Below are 12,920 nucleotides of genomic sequence, written 5' to 3' on the forward strand. Positions count from 1 at the left end.
AACTGCCCCTCATTTCCCCCCATCTATAAAATAAGTTTCGTTGAAGTCGCGCCTGCCGCACAGCCCACGAAACACTATGTTTAGCCATGACGTTCGCCATAGCACCGATATCAACCGTGCCGACCCTGCGCAGCGCTCCGGTCTGCTAGCCGCGATCCTGCACCGCCCTGGACTGGTTCGCGAGTTGACACTGGTTGTGATGGCCAAGGTCGCGATCTTGCTCGTCTTCAAGTACACGTTGTTCAGTCATCCCCAGGCACCGCACATGGAACTGCCGCCGGCCCAGGTCGCGCAAGCGCTGTTGTCGGTGCCCGCAACACATCCGCCCGCTTCAGGTGATCATCATGATAAGTAGCGAAGTCGTCGACCTTTCGCGGCTGCAGTTCGCCATTACTGCGCTGTACCACTTTCTTTTCGTCCCACTGACGCTGGGTCTGTCCTGGCTGTTGGTCATCATGGAAGCCGTCTATGTGATGACCCGCAAGCAGATCTACAAGGACATGACCCAGTTCTGGGCCAAGTTGTTTGGCATCAACTTTGCGATGGGCGTGGTGACCGGCATCACGCTGGAGTTCCAGTTCGGCACGAACTGGTCGTACTACTCGCACTACGTCGGCGATATTTTCGGCGTGCCGCTCGCGGTAGAAGGTCTGATGGCATTCTTCCTCGAATCGACGTTCGTTGGACTCATGTTCTTTGGCTGGAACCGGCTGTCGCGCGTCGGGCATCTGATCGTCACGTTCCTCGTCGCACTTGGCTCGAACCTGTCGGCGTTGTGGATCCTGATCGCCAACGGCTGGATGAACAATCCGGTCGGCGCTGAGTTCAATTACGAAACGATGCGCATGGAACTGACCAGCTTAGCTGAGGTGGTGTTCAATCCGGTCGCGCAGGTCAAGTTCGTCCATACTGTGTCGGCAGGCTACGTGACGGCAGCGATGTTCGTGCTCGGTGTATCCTCGTGGTACCTGTTGAAGAAGCGCGATGTTGACTTCGCATTGCGCTCGTTTGCCGTCGCGGCCGGTTTTGGGCTGGCCTCAACGCTGTGCGTGATCGTACTCGGCGACGAGTCGGGTTACACGACCGGCGAAGTTCAGCAAGCCAAGCTCGCCGCGATCGAATCGGAATGGACCACCGAGCCGGCACCGGCTGCATTCACCGTATTCGGATTGCCGAACCAGGACGAGCAGCGCACCGACTACGCGCTGCGCATACCCTACGCACTGGGACTAATCGCCACGCGCTCGATCGATGAGCCCGTGATCGGGCTGCGCGATCTGATCTCTCAGAACGAGCAGCGCATCCGTAACGGTATCGTCGCGTACGGAGCGCTGCAAAAGATGAAGCAGGGCGACATGTCCGATGCAACGCGCGCGGTGTTTGACACCCACAAGAACAACCTCGGCTACGGGCTGCTCGTCAAGCGCTATGCACCGGAGGTGCTGAATGCGACTGACGCGCAAATCGCCGAGGCAGCCAAGCACTCGATTCCTCCCGTGGCACCGGTGTTCTGGTCATTCCGGCTGATGGTCGGTCTGGGCATCCTGTTCCTCGTGACATTTGTGCTCGCCTTCTGGTTCTGCGCCACGCGCAGCGTGGCGCATGAGAGCCGGCGCTGGTTCCTGCGCTGGTGCGTCTGGGCGATCCCGTTGCCGTGGCTCGCCGCCGAGTTTGGCTGGATCGTCGCCGAAATGGGCCGCCAGCCGTGGACGATCGCCGGTGTACTGCCGACGTTCTCGTCAGCCTCCAGCCTGGCGCCTTCAGACCTTTACTGGAGCATCGGCGGGTTTGTTTTGTTCTACACGGTGCTATTTATCGTCGAGATCACGCTGATGTTCAAGTATGCAAGACTCGGGCCGTCGTCGCTGCATACCGGCCGCTACCACCACGAGCAGCCGCAGCCGCATGACGACGCAACAGCTTACGAAACCCGACAGCTGTCTCACGCAGGGCAAGCCTGATGCCGTGGATCGAAGCCTTTGTTACTGGACAAAATCACTATGTTTGACTATCCGACTTTGAAGGTCATTTGGTGGGTGCTAATCGGCGTCTTGCTGCTCGGCTTCGCGCTCACCGACGGCTTCGACATGGGTGTCGGTACACTGCTGCCGTTCATCGGCAAAACCGACACCGAACGCCGCGTGATCATCAACGCGATTGGCCCCACCTGGGAGGGCAACCAGGTGTGGCTGATCACGGCCGGCGGTGCAATGTTCGCCGCGTGGCCGCTGGTCTACGCCGCTTCCTTTTCCGGCTTCTATTTCGCGATGCTGCTGGTGTTGTTCGCGCTGTTCATGCGACCGGTCGGCTTCGAGTACCGCGCCAAGCGCGACGATCCGCGGTGGCGCACGAGCTGGGATTGGGCGTTGTTCGCCGGCAGCGCGATTCCGGCGCTGGTGTTCGGTGTCGCGTTTGGCAACCTGCTGCAAGGCGTGCCATTTTGCTTCGACGACGATCTGCGCGTGAGCTACCATGGCGGCTTCTTCGCGCTGCTGAACCCGTTCGCGGTGCTGTGCGGTGCGGTCAGCGTCGGCATGCTGGTCGCGCACGGCGCCGCGTTCCTGCGCATCAAGACCGAAGGGGCAGTAGCGCGCCGCGCGTCGCACGTGCTGCGCATCGCGTCGCTGATCACAGTCGTGCTGTTCATCATGGCCGGCATTCTTGTGGCCACCCGCATCACCGGCTTCGAGATCACCCGCGCGGCGCCGCTGGACGCGCTGGCCAACCCGCTGCTCAAGCGCGTGGCCGCCGCGCCCGGCCTGTGGATGGCCAACTACATCGCCTACCCATGGATGATGCTCGCACCGGCGCTGGGCATCGTGGCCGGCGTGCTCGCACTGGCGCTTGCCTCATCGCGCTTCACCGTGGTGGGCTTCATCATGACGGGGCTGCTGGTGACCGGTGTGATCCTGACCGCTGGCTTCTCGATGTTCCCATTCATCATGCCATCGTCGCTGGACCCGGCCAGCAGCCTGACGCTGTGGGACTCGACGTCGAGCCACCGCACGCTGGGCATCATGCTGATCGTGGTGATCGTGTTCGTGCCGCTGATTATGCTGTACACCAGCTGGGTCTATCGCGTGATGCGCGGCAAGGTCACCGAGCAAGGGGTGCAAAGCAACACGCACTCGATGTACTGAGCCGCCTTACTTCAATCGACCGATCTGACGGAGCAGAGCATGTGGTATTTCAGCTGGATATTGGGTATTGGCGTCGCACTCGCGTTCGGCGTCATCAACGCGATGTGGCTCGAGTCGCATCGCGACGCACAAAGACTGACAGAGCCTAACGCGAAGAAGTAACGCGCTGAAACGGCCGGTGCCGGCTGACGGTTTTCACCGCTCCCGCGCACCTCGCCTACGCCGCATGAAGCGTCGGCATGCGGACTGTCGGCCGGGCATTAGCGGGAGAAAGGCCGCGCGACGCCCCATTCCGGGCAGCGTACTTCGGCCGTACGCGCGGCGCTAACTCGCGCCTTAGGAGGGCGGTCAGTTTCGAATGCCGCCCCCTAACGGGACCATCGACACAAGCACGGTCGAACGCCCGGCGACTAGCAGCCGCGTCACCATCGTCTTCGCGTAGCGCTCGGCCGGCATGGCCGCACACGATGTGGAACGTATCGGCAACCCGCGAGTTAGCCGGCCAGCGCCTGCAGCGCTGCGCAAGTCACACTGCCGGGGCTAGACGACTTCGGACAAGGCCAACGCCTCGTTAAGCATCGTCGACAACGGCCTCTCCTTCGACGTACGTGGTAACGAGCGTCAGTTCACGATCGCTCACTACCACGTCGGCGATCGGCAAACCAATCGAGGCGAGATTGCGCAGCGCTTGGTCCATCGTCAGGGTGCTGCCCGCCAGTGTGCCGTCGGCCAGCCGCACGCGTTCTGTACGTGCGAGAAAGGAGGGAAAGGCAAAAACCGGGATCTGTGGTTAGTGGATAACGTATGCACCGTGATAGCGAGCGCGTCGTCGCAGGACACGGCCGTGAACATGCGCTTATCGCGCGCCCCAAGGGCGAGCTCGTCGGCGCGGCGCTTATGCGGGCTCAGCGCCTTCATGCGCGGCCGACATGGCCGGGCGCGGTAAGCCACCCATACGGCGAGCGGCCCCGTGTGGAGGTAGGCCCTGTAGCCGGACCACCCTGCCCGGCAGCCGGCCACGGGCGTCACGCCTTAGAAGGCGGGCAAGATCGCACCCTTAAATTGCGTCTCAAGGAACTTGCGAATATCGTCGGACTCGTACGCGGCCACCAGCTTCTTCACCCACGGCTTGTTCTTGTCCTGCACGCGCACGGCAATCAGGTTCGCATACGGCCCCTTCAGGTCTTCGATCGCGATTGCATCCTTGATCGGCGAGAAGCCAGCGCCCACCGCGTAGTTGTTATTGATTGCTGCGGCAGCCAGATCATCGAGCGAGCGCGGCATCTGCGCGGCATCTAACTCGACCAGCTTGATCTTCTTTGGATTCTCAATCACATCCAGCGGCGTCGCGTTCACGCCGCCCACGCCCGCACCGGCCTTCAGCTTGATGATCCCGTATTTCTGCAGCAGCAACAGCGCGCGGTTGCCGTTGGACGGATCGTTCTGGATACCGACTTTGGCGCCTTCCGGCAGCTCCTTCAACGACTTGAACTTTTTCGAGTAGAAGCCCATCGGCGACACATAGGTTAGGCCCACATTCACAATCTTGTAGCCGCGCTGCTTGATCTGGCTGTCCAAGAACGGCTGGTGCTGGAAGCCGTTCGCGTCCAGGTCGCCGGCATCAAGCGCGGCATTCGGCTGCACGTAGTCATTGAATTCGATGACTTTAATCTTCAAGCCGTTCTTCGCCGCCACCTTCGCCACTTTCGCCCAGATCTGCGCGTCCGGGCCGCTCATCGTGCCCACGCGCAGCACCGGATCGGCTCGCGCAACATTCGACAATGCAGCTGCCATTGCGACGATGGACAGCGTTTTCAGTAGTGTTCTGCGTAGCATGGGTACCCCACTTCGATTTTGAGAACGCGATGGTCGCATGGCAGCACCAACGAAGTGAACTACCGAATACGCATACGCTTATGCTTTTACGGGAGAGACCATCGGGCTACTGGCTGCCGACCACCGACCACCGACCACCGATTACCAACTCCGACTACGGGCCACCTAGTCGAGCAACAACTTGATATCGTGCACCCACGGCATCGAACCCTGGCCGTCGCGCGCGAACAGCCGCAGCTTGCCGGCGGGATCGAACACGTAGCTCGCGGCAGTGTGATCCACCGTATAATCGGCACCATCCTTGCCCGGCTCTTTCGCGTAGTACACGCGAAACGACTTGGTCACCTTCGACAGCTGCACGTCGTTGGCAGGCCGCAGGCCGATGAACGACGGGTTGAACGCCGCAACGTACTGTGCGAGCAACGGTGCACTGTCGCGTTTTGGATCGAGCGTGACGAACAGCACCTGCACGCGTTTTGCCTGGTCGCCCAATTGCTGCATCGCTTGTGCAAGTTCGGCCATCGTCGTCGGACACACATCTGGGCAGTGCAGGTAGCCGAAGAACAGCACCACCACCTTGCCTTTGAAATCGGCCAGTGTACGTACGTGGCCGTTGGTATCGGCAAGCGCGAAGTCGGTGCCGAACTGGCTCGCGCCAGTGATGTCGACGTTCATGAACGCCGGCTTGTCGCCGCAGCCAACCAATGCGAGCGCCGTGCCGACCATGACTGCGGCCACCGCGCGCCGCAACCCGCCGTGGCTCGCACGAGCCGCTTCGCGTAGACCGGATACTACCCGGGCCGCTGCCAGAAGATGGGAAAAAGCGCGCGCCGACATCAGAAGCCGATCCAACCGCGCGCGTAGTGATCGATCAGCAATGCAACGAACAACAGCGACAAATAGACGATCGAATACCGAAATGTCTTGCGCGCAATCTCGTCCGAATAGTCGCGATACATCTTCCATGCATAGCTCAGAAACAGTACGCCGAGCACGACCGCGCTGGCGAGGTACAGCACCCCGCTCATGTCTGACACGAATGGCATCAGCGTGACGGCGAACAACACGAGCGTGTACAACAGGATATGCAGCGCAGTGAAGTGCACGCCATGGGTAACGGGCAGCATCGGCAACTTCGCGCTCTCGTAGTCCTGGCGACGATACAGCGCCAGCGCCCAGAAATGCGGTGGCGTCCATACAAAGATGATCAGCACGAGGATCCACGCGTCGCCCGGCACCGTGCCCTGCACTGCCGCCCAACCCAGCGCGGGCGGCATCGCGCCCGAGGCGCCGCCGATCACGATGTTCTGCGGCGTAGCCGGCTTCAGCAGGATTGTATAGATGACCGCGTAACCAATAAACGTCGCGAACGTCAACCACATCGTCAACGCGTTCGTGAACGTGTACAGCGTCCCCATGCCCAGCCCACCGAGCACCGCGGAAAAAGTCAGAATCTGCGCCGGTGTGATCTCGCCGCGCGCCGACGGACGCCACGCGGTACGCCGCATCATCGCGTCGATACGCTGCTCAACCAGGCAATTGATCGCAAACGCCGCGCCGGCGAACAGCCAGATGCCGATCGTGCCGCCAACCAATTTCTGCCACGGCACCATGCCGGGCGTGGACAGGAACATGCCGATCACCGCGCAGAACACGGCGAGCTGGGTGACACGCGGCTTGGTCAACGCAAAATATTGTGCGATGCGGCTGCCGGACGAGTGACGAAGCGTTGTACTGTCCATTCGTGAATCACGCGGTGACGGGGCTCGATTCCGCCGACGAGGCGGCAACGGCGCGGCTGGAGGCAATGCGCCAGTTTAACATGACAACCAGCAACAGCAGGATTGCCGCGCCGCCGTTGTGCGCGACAGCGACGGGCAGCGGCCATTGCAGCACGATGTTGGACAGGCCGGTCAGAAACTGCAGCACGACGACCGCCAGCACGCCATCGGCCAACCGTGTCAGCGTCTTCACGCGCCGGATGCGCCACGCCCATCCGAGCAGATAGGCAATGACGATTATCGCGAACGTGCGGTGGGTCCAGTGAATCGCCACGAGCGCGTCCTGCGTGATCACCTCGCCGTTGGCATCCAGGCCGAGGGCCCGCCATAGGTGGAATCCCTGCGCGAAGTCCATTGGCGGCACCCATTGCCCATTGCAGGTCGGGAAATCGGGGCACGCGAGCACCGCATAATTCGTGCTGACCCAGCCACCGAGTGCGATCTGCGCGATCAATAGTGCAAGCGCGACGAGCGCGGCCACGGAACCGCGGCTGGCGGCCGGCTCCCGCTGCGGTGCTGGCGTCATGCGCGCCGCGAACAGGCCGAGCGCCGCCAGCAAGCCAAGGCCAAGCAACAAGTGCGTGGTCACGATCACCGGCTGCAACTTCAACGTCACGGTCCACGCACCGAATGCCCCCTGCACCAGCACCAGCGCCAGCAACGCGGTCGGCCACCACGGCGAAGCCGGCAAGGGCTGGCCACGCCATCGTCGGATCCACGCGATGGCGGTCATCAGCACGATCAGCAGCCCAATCGCCATCGCAAAATAGCGGTGGGTCATCTCGATCCAGGCCTTCATCACACTGACCGGTCCGCTAGGCATCGCCGCATACGCGGCGGCGATCGACGCATGCGCAGCAAACGGCGACGAACTGGCATAGCAGCCGGGCCAGTCCGGACAGCCCAGGCCCGAGTCGGTCAAGCGCGTGAAGCCACCGAACATCACGAGGTCCAGCGTCAGGAACATCGTCAGCCAGGCCAGCTTGCGATAGCGGTCCGAGCGCACCCGCAACAGGATCCAGCCGAGAGGCAACAGCGCGACCGCCGCGCCGATCAACGCAAGCTCAACGACAAACATGGCAATGGTGTAGGGACTTCATCGAAAGGCGGCCCGACCGTTCAGCCGATTCTCGACCATTTGAGCAGCTTGGTCAGGTCCTGCTTGATCCGCGACGGATCCGGATCGCGCGGAAAGCGCATCATCAAGTTTCCGTTCGGGTCAACCAAGTAAATGTGCGAGGCGATCGAATCGCCAGCCACATCCGGATCGGGCGGCAGCCACGCGGCGACCTGCGCCGGCGGCACGATCAGCTTGGGCGTGTCCGGGTACGCACCAGCGACGCGCGCCGGTATCGCGCCGTCGTCGGTGCGCAGCCATACAGTAAGGACTCGCTCACGTTCGGCGCCCTGCGTCGCCCGCACCTGCCGCATGAAGTACAGCTTTTTCGCGCACGCGTCATCGCAGGCGCTCGGATCGACCGACAACATCAGCCATTTCCCTTTCAGCGAATCGAGCCGCATCGGATGACCCGTTTCATCACGCACGATAAGATGATCCGGAATCGGCCGTTGCGGCTGGATCAATTGGCCGTAGCTAGTCGAGCCACCGCCGGGCTTGAATACGTAGTACATCAAGTACGATGCGACGACGGGCGCGGCACAAACCGCGGCCAGCAACAGCAGCATCCACCGCGTACGCCGCCTGCCACGATGCGATGCGGGCACGCCGCCGGTGACCATCGGGTCGACGCGGCGCGTACCGGGCACCTCGGAACCGGGTTCCGATCGAGAAGAATCGGTCAACGCTACACTCCTTCACACTTCATTCACAACATCGGTTGCCGCGCTGGCTACGCGTTGCACGCGCTGCCACACTGCCACACTGCCACACTGCCACACTGCCACACTGCCACACTGCCACACTGCCACACTGCCACACTGCCACACTGCCACACTGCCAAGTCACCAAGTCACCAAGTCACCAAGTCACCAAGTCACCAAGTCACCAAGTCACCAAGTCACCAAGTCACCGTGCAGGATCATGCCTGAGCGTCGTTGCCGCCCCGCGCAGCGCGGCGCGCCGCATACAGCCCAAAGGCAAGCGCCGCCAACGCCATGCCCCACCACTGCACCATATAGCCATAGTTACGTTCGACACCGGTGTCCGGTGCCGGCCAGTCACGCACCAGCCCGTCCGCCGTGTCATTGGTCTGTTGCAGCACAAACGGCTCCAGCGGCAAACCGGTCTCCGCTGCGTACGATCCCACATCCAGGTTCTGGCGGATCGACTGGTGCGGCGCCGCCCCCCCTCGCCCGAGTTCGAACGCGCGCGACGCATCCGCCCGAGCCACGCCCTCGATCGTCACCTTGCCGGAAGGCGTACGATAGGGTGCGATCGCGCTGCGCTGCTGCGCGTTGCGCGGCAGCCATCCCCGGTTGACCAGCACGTAGCCGCCAGCCGCCAGCTTCAGCGGCGTGACGACATAGAAGCCGGGCTGGTCGTTGTACAGCCGATTGTCCAAATAGACCGTCGCATCCGGCACGAACCGGCCGCGCACCACGACGCGGTGGAACTCGATGTCCGCCAGCGCCCATCTACGACCATCCAGCGATATCGGGGTCGCATGCTCGAACCGCTCGATACGCGCCTGCAGCGCCTCTTTCTGGTGTGCACGGTCACGCTGCCAGAATCCGAGCCGGACGGTCACCGCGATAACGATCAGCACCGCCAACGCTGGCCAAAAGCGGATTTTCAGCATGCCGGCACGACAGCGCGTACCATCCAACATAGTGGGATAATATCCAAACAGCTTTTTTTGGCCTTCTTCATGGGTATCCTTGTTGCCATCGCGTTCACACTGATTATTGCCAGTATGGCGTGCGCACTCTATTTCATGATGCGCGACCGCGGCACCACCAAACGGATGGTGTGGTCGCTCGCGACGCGCGTTGGCTTATCCATCTCACTGTTCCTGTTCATCCTATTCGCGCACTGGATGGGTTGGATAGAGTCGACCGGCATTCCGTACGGACGATAAATGTCGTCGCTTCCCGCAAAATGCAAAACGCCGCCTTGAAGAAGGGCGGCGTTTTGTCACAGTGAATATCACAACCAGTAAACAACCACATACAGTCCAAGCCAGACGACGTCAACGAAGTGCCAATACCATGCGGCGCCTTCAAACGCGAAGTGATGATCGGGCTTGAAGTGTCCACGGATCAGTCGCACCAGCACAACGGCCAGCATCAACGCGCCCATCGTCACGTGAAAACCGTGAAACCCAGTCAACAAAAAGAACGTCGAGCCGTAGACACCGGAGGTCAACTTCAGGTTCAGTTCGTTGTACGCGTGAAAATACTCATATCCCTGCATGAATAGGAAAATCACGCCGAGCAACACCGTCGCGGCCAGCCACACAATCGCCTTGTTACGATGATCGTCGCGCAACGCATGGTGCGCAACCGTTAGCGTCGCGCCCGACGTTAGCAGCAATGCGGTATTGATCGTCGGAATGGGCCACGGCTGCATCGACTTGAAATGCGCGACCAGATTGGACGGGCCGTTGTTCGGCCACACTGCGGCAAAGTCAGGCCATATCAACTTCGCATCGAGATTACCCAGGTCGTGCAACGCGAACTGCCGCGCATAAAACAACGCGCCAAAGAACGCGCCAAAGAACATCACTTCGGAGAAGATAAACCAGCTCATGCTCCACCGATACGACGTATCGACGCGCTTGCCGTACATCCCGATCTCGGACTCACCGATCGAATCGCCGAACCAGTGCCACAGCACAAATAACAACCACGCGAGACCGAGTGCAAACGTGAGTGGCGCGAGCGACACGCCGTTAATCCAGCCGGCGAGCGAGCCAAGCATGACCAGCAAGCCCGCTGCCGCGGCGATCGGATGCTGCGACGGATTGGGTATGAAGTAATACGGGCTCTCGTTTTGTCCGCTCATTGTTGATTCTCCACTTCAGTCCAGTTCTTTCTTGATGCAGGTCCTGTCTTGTCCACCACCGACGCCGGCTTTCGCGATTAGGAGGTCGGCTGCGTCACCCAGTGAACGACCACTAGCAGGATCCCGATGAACACCGCAGCGCAGACAACGCCCGCAACGATCACGTGCAACGGGTTCAGGCTTGCCAGATCGCGTTCATGATCTTTGCCCTTGCGTACGCCAAAAAACGACCATAGCACCGCGCGTATCGATTGGGTGAAACGCGCGACGGCGCCCGCCTTCAAGTCCTGCGGCCGATCCGACATGACCGTCCTCCCACTTTTCATGCGACCCGATGCTTGAGCACGACACTCATAAAGAAGACGGCAACAATCCCGATCAAAATAGCCAGCAATCGGCGGTTGGCCGCACGTTGCTCAGCTGGCGTTCGTCTTTTTTGTGAATCCGTTCGCATCATTTTGCGGCCCCGGCGCCCGCCAGGGCCCCCATCACAGTAACAGCATGTTCGTTTCGATTACCGTCCAATGCTCATTTAACCGTCGGCGGCGTTTCGAACGTATGGAATGGCGCCGGGCTGGGCACGGTCCACTCAAGACCCGTTGCACCATCCCATGGTTGGTCTTCCGCTTTCACGTGTTCGCCATGACCACGGTACGCCGGCAATGCGACCGCCAGCAGGAAGTACACTTGTGCAAGCCCAAAACCGAATGCACCGATCGTCGCAATCTGGTTAAAATCGGTGAACTGCGCCGGATAGTCAGCGTAGCGGCGCGGCATACCGGCCAGCCCAAGGAAGTGCATCGGGAAGAACGTGATGTTGAAGAAGATCATCGACGTCCAGAAATGAATCTTTCCGCGTGTCTCGTTATACATCCAGCCGGTCCACTTCGGCGACCAGTAATACCATCCAGCAAACAGCGCGAACAGCGATCCGGCAACGAGTACATAATGGAAGTGCGCGACCACGTAATACGTGCCGTGAAGCGGGACATCGAGCGGCGCCATCGACAGGATCAATCCGGTAAAGCCGCCCATCGTGAACACAAAGATGAAGCCGATGGCGAACAGCATCGGCGCCTCAAACGAGAGCGCACCACGCCACATCGTTGCGACCCAGTTGAATACCTTGACGCCAGTGGGCACCGCAATGAGCATCGTCGCGTACATGAAAAATAGCTGGCCGGTGACTGGCATACCGGTCACGAACATGTGGTGCGCCCACACCATGAACGACAGGATCGCAATCGACGCCGTGGCATACACCATCGAGCTATAGCCGAACAGCGGCTTGCGCGAGAATGCCGGTACGACCTGCGAGATGATCCCGAACGCCGGCAAAATCATGATATAGACTTCGGGGTGACCGAAGAACCAGAAGATGTGCTGATACAGCACCGGATCACCGCCGCCGGCCGGATTGAAAAACGCCGTGCCGAAATGCCGATCAAACAGCAACATGGTGATCGCACCGGCCAGTACAGGCATCACCGCGATCAACAGAAATGCGGTGATCAGCCAGGTCCAGCAAAACATCGGCATCTTCATCAGCGTCATGCCAGGCGCGCGCATGTTCAGGATCGTCACAATGATGTTGATCGCGCCCATGATCGACGACGCACCCATGATGTGCACCGCGAAGATGCCGAGATCCATGCCCGGCCCCATTTGCACTGACAGCGGCGCATACAGCGTCCATCCCGCGGCGGTCGCGCCGCCCGGCGAGAAAAACGAGCCGACTAGCAGTACCGCGGCAACCGGCAGCAGCCAGAAGCTGAAGTTATTCATCCGCGCAAACGCCATGTCGGCCGCGCCGATTTGCAGCGGCACCATCCAGTTCGCAAAGCCGACAAACGCTGGCATGATGGCGCCGAACACCATGATCAGCCCGTGCATCGTCGTGAGCTGGTTGAAGAACTCGGGCCGCATGATCTGCAGGCCTGGTTCAAACAACTCCGCGCGAATCAGCAGCGCCATCACCCCGCCCGACAGAAACATCACGAACGAGAAAATCAGGTACAGCGTGCCAATGTCCTTGTGATTGGTCGCGAACAACCAGCGCCGCCAGCCATGCGGATGCTCGTGCGCATGGTCGTGTGCGTGATCGTGACCTGCCGCGACGTCGTGTCCGATCGTTGACATAACACTTCTCCTAAAACGAATTCCGGGGCCGAATCAACGGTTGCATGCGGGACATCAGGC

14 protein-coding genes and 1 pseudogene are annotated in these 12,920 nt (G+C 60.8%); 5 read left to right on the forward strand and 10 right to left on the reverse strand.

Features of this window, described 5'->3' with window-relative positions:
* Window positions 1-76 precede the first annotated feature (76 nt).
* Genes cydP through cydX form a run of 4 tightly spaced genes read left to right on the forward strand, consistent with a single transcriptional unit; the run spans window position 77 to window position 3,302 of the window.
* Window positions 77-355 carry a cytochrome oxidase putative small subunit CydP gene (gene cydP / locus B0B13_RS11095; RefSeq protein WP_076786028.1) on the forward strand — a complete coding sequence of 93 codons (279 nt, stop codon included), beginning with the start codon at window positions 77-79 and terminating at the stop codon, window positions 353-355.
* On the forward strand, window positions 345-1,961 hold the full coding sequence (locus tag B0B13_RS11100) for a cytochrome ubiquinol oxidase subunit I (RefSeq protein WP_076797280.1): 1,617 nt from the start codon (window positions 345-347) through the stop codon (window positions 1,959-1,961). The genes cydP and B0B13_RS11100 overlap by 11 nt, the downstream gene beginning before the upstream one ends.
* 39 nt (window positions 1,962-2,000) lie before the next feature.
* Window positions 2,001-3,140: a cytochrome d ubiquinol oxidase subunit II gene (cydB, locus tag B0B13_RS11105; RefSeq protein ID WP_076786026.1), complete on the forward strand. Its 1,140-nt coding sequence runs from the start codon at window positions 2,001-2,003 to the stop codon at window positions 3,138-3,140.
* 39 nt (window positions 3,141-3,179) lie between these two features.
* Complete coding sequence (gene cydX, locus B0B13_RS11110; RefSeq protein WP_076786025.1) at window positions 3,180-3,302, forward strand: cytochrome bd-I oxidase subunit CydX; 123 nt, start codon at window positions 3,180-3,182, stop codon at window positions 3,300-3,302.
* Window positions 3,303-3,711: 409 nt separating this feature from the next.
* Here cydX and B0B13_RS17985 read toward each other — a convergent pair.
* The 7 genes and pseudogenes from B0B13_RS17985 to B0B13_RS11140 all read right to left on the reverse strand — a co-directional run.
* Window positions 3,712-3,879: pseudogene (locus tag B0B13_RS17985) on the reverse strand (N-acetylglucosamine-6-phosphate deacetylase); the annotation flags it as partial.
* Between the two features lie 293 nt (window positions 3,880-4,172).
* A complete protein-coding gene (locus tag B0B13_RS11115) occupies window positions 4,173-4,976 on the reverse strand; it encodes a MetQ/NlpA family ABC transporter substrate-binding protein (protein ID WP_076796397.1) in 804 nt (267 codons plus the stop codon).
* Window positions 4,977-5,141: 165 nt separating this feature from the next.
* Window positions 5,142-5,702 (reverse strand): SCO family protein, encoded by a 561-nt coding sequence (locus B0B13_RS11120; protein WP_076797281.1) that lies wholly within the window; start codon window positions 5,700-5,702, stop codon window positions 5,142-5,144.
* Window positions 5,703-5,812: 110 nt separating this feature from the next.
* On the reverse strand, window positions 5,813-6,718 hold the full coding sequence (gene cyoE, locus B0B13_RS11125; protein ID WP_076786023.1) for a heme o synthase: 906 nt from the start codon (window positions 6,716-6,718) through the stop codon (window positions 5,813-5,815).
* A gap of 7 nt (window positions 6,719-6,725) precedes the next feature.
* A complete protein-coding gene (locus B0B13_RS11130) occupies window positions 6,726-7,835 on the reverse strand; it encodes a COX15/CtaA family protein (protein WP_076786022.1) in 1,110 nt (369 codons plus the stop codon).
* A gap of 41 nt (window positions 7,836-7,876) precedes the next feature.
* Window positions 7,877-8,497 (reverse strand): SCO family protein, encoded by a 621-nt coding sequence (locus tag B0B13_RS11135; protein WP_076787644.1) that lies wholly within the window; start codon window positions 8,495-8,497, stop codon window positions 7,877-7,879.
* A gap of 299 nt (window positions 8,498-8,796) precedes the next feature.
* Window positions 8,797-9,513 carry an SURF1 family protein gene (locus B0B13_RS11140; protein ID WP_237574003.1) on the reverse strand — a complete coding sequence of 239 codons (717 nt, stop codon included), beginning with the start codon at window positions 9,511-9,513 and terminating at the stop codon, window positions 8,797-8,799.
* A gap of 72 nt (window positions 9,514-9,585) precedes the next feature.
* On the opposite strand from B0B13_RS11140, the gene B0B13_RS11145 reads away from it, so the two are divergent.
* The gene (locus B0B13_RS11145; RefSeq protein ID WP_076786020.1) at window positions 9,586-9,795 is read left to right on the forward strand and encodes a twin transmembrane helix small protein; all 210 of its coding nucleotides are present in this window, start codon (window positions 9,586-9,588) and stop codon (window positions 9,793-9,795) included.
* 68 nt (window positions 9,796-9,863) lie between these two features.
* Here the strand turns inward: B0B13_RS11145 and B0B13_RS11150 are convergent, their stop codons facing one another.
* The 3 genes from B0B13_RS11150 to ctaD form a co-directional block, all read right to left on the reverse strand.
* Window positions 9,864-10,721, reverse strand: coding sequence for a cytochrome c oxidase subunit 3 (locus B0B13_RS11150; RefSeq protein WP_076786019.1), 858 nt, complete (start codon window positions 10,719-10,721; stop codon window positions 9,864-9,866).
* Window positions 10,722-10,798: 77 nt separating this feature from the next.
* Complete coding sequence (locus B0B13_RS11155) at window positions 10,799-11,026, reverse strand: DUF2970 domain-containing protein (protein ID WP_076796405.1); 228 nt, start codon at window positions 11,024-11,026, stop codon at window positions 10,799-10,801.
* A gap of 223 nt (window positions 11,027-11,249) precedes the next feature.
* Complete coding sequence (ctaD, locus tag B0B13_RS11160) at window positions 11,250-12,860, reverse strand: cytochrome c oxidase subunit I (protein ID WP_076786017.1); 1,611 nt, start codon at window positions 12,858-12,860, stop codon at window positions 11,250-11,252.
* Between the last annotated feature and the right edge of the window lie 60 nt (window positions 12,861-12,920).

It is taken from the genome of Burkholderia sp. b14, assembly GCF_900156195.1.
GTDB lineage: Bacteria > Pseudomonadota > Gammaproteobacteria > Burkholderiales > Burkholderiaceae > Mycetohabitans.

What these genes read in the sequence shown, in the direction of transcription:
- B0B13_RS11120 (WP_076797281.1), bottom strand. Translation starts at nt 5,702, where the DNA reads ATGGTCGGCACGGCGCTCGCATTGGTTGGCTGCGGCGACAAGCCGGCG.
- ctaD (WP_076786017.1), bottom strand. Translation starts at nt 12,860, where the DNA reads ATGTCAACGATCGGACACGACGTCGCGGCAGGTCACGATCACGCACAC.
- B0B13_RS11145 (WP_076786020.1), top strand. Translation starts at nt 9,586, where the DNA reads ATGGGTATCCTTGTTGCCATCGCGTTCACACTGATTATTGCCAGTATG.
- cydB (WP_076786026.1), top strand. Translation starts at nt 2,001, where the DNA reads ATGTTTGACTATCCGACTTTGAAGGTCATTTGGTGGGTGCTAATCGGC.
- cydP (WP_076786028.1), top strand. Translation starts at nt 77, where the DNA reads ATGTTTAGCCATGACGTTCGCCATAGCACCGATATCAACCGTGCCGAC.
- B0B13_RS11115 (WP_076796397.1), bottom strand. Translation starts at nt 4,976, where the DNA reads ATGCTACGCAGAACACTACTGAAAACGCTGTCCATCGTCGCAATGGCA.
- cyoE (WP_076786023.1), bottom strand. Translation starts at nt 6,718, where the DNA reads ATGGACAGTACAACGCTTCGTCACTCGTCCGGCAGCCGCATCGCACAA.
- cydX (WP_076786025.1), top strand. Translation starts at nt 3,180, where the DNA reads ATGTGGTATTTCAGCTGGATATTGGGTATTGGCGTCGCACTCGCGTTC.
- B0B13_RS11155 (WP_076796405.1), bottom strand. Translation starts at nt 11,026, where the DNA reads ATGTCGGATCGGCCGCAGGACTTGAAGGCGGGCGCCGTCGCGCGTTTC.
- B0B13_RS11100 (WP_076797280.1), top strand. Translation starts at nt 345, where the DNA reads ATGATAAGTAGCGAAGTCGTCGACCTTTCGCGGCTGCAGTTCGCCATT.
- B0B13_RS11135 (WP_076787644.1), bottom strand. Translation starts at nt 8,497, where the DNA reads ATGGTCACCGGCGGCGTGCCCGCATCGCATCGTGGCAGGCGGCGTACG.
- B0B13_RS11130 (WP_076786022.1), bottom strand. Translation starts at nt 7,835, where the DNA reads ATGTTTGTCGTTGAGCTTGCGTTGATCGGCGCGGCGGTCGCGCTGTTG.
- B0B13_RS11150 (WP_076786019.1), bottom strand. Translation starts at nt 10,721, where the DNA reads ATGAGCGGACAAAACGAGAGCCCGTATTACTTCATACCCAATCCGTCG.